This is a genomic window from Dyella sp. 01L423 (genome assembly GCF_056399945.1).
Map to the genome: position 1 here is coordinate 1 of NZ_JBFTSI010000029.1, position 618 is coordinate 618.

A 618-nucleotide genomic window follows, 5' to 3' on the forward strand; every position below is an offset into this window, starting at 1 on the left:
ATAGGCGCGCAGCAGGAAGGCGCGGCTATGGCAAAGCTTGAACTGCGCGATCTGCAGCTTTACGCGCTCCCCACCGATACGGGCGATATCCTCGCTCCAGTCGAACTGAAATGCCTCGCCCGGGGCGAACACCAGGGGCACGAAGGTGCCCCGACCGGCCGTGCGGGACCGCTCTTGCTCGACCCGACGCCACTCGCGGGCAAACGCGGCGACCCGGCCATAGGAGCCAGGGTAGCCCTTCATCAACAGGGCGGCGTGCATCTGTCGTAACGTGCGGCGCTGCTTGCGGGGCTGTTGCTGGTTGGCGCGAAGCCAACGGACCAGCTCGGCCGCATACGGATCCAGCTGACTGGGACTCTTGCGGCGCGGATAGTGCGGGCTGGTCTCACCGCTCACCAGGTACTTGGCAATGGTGTTGCGTGACAGCTTCGTGCGTCGGGCGATCTCTCGGATCGAGATCTTGTCGCGAAGGTGCCAGCGTCGGATTACGCTCAATAGGGCCACGTCGATCACTCCCGTTACTCCCGCTCGTGTCGTGAGCGGAGGGTGGTAGGAGGTGGCTCAAAATTCGACGAAAATCACCCCGGGAAGTGGCTCAGGTTTGGATGAAACTCAACA

The 618-nt window shown here is 63.1% G+C and carries 1 protein-coding gene; it reads right to left on the reverse strand.

Features of this window, described 5'->3' with window-relative positions:
- Positions 1 to 513: IS21 family transposase (locus AC1DMY_RS20890; RefSeq protein WP_477166757.1), on the reverse strand; the 513-nt coding region annotated here is incomplete at its 3' end.
- Positions 514 to 618 lie beyond the last annotated feature (105 nt).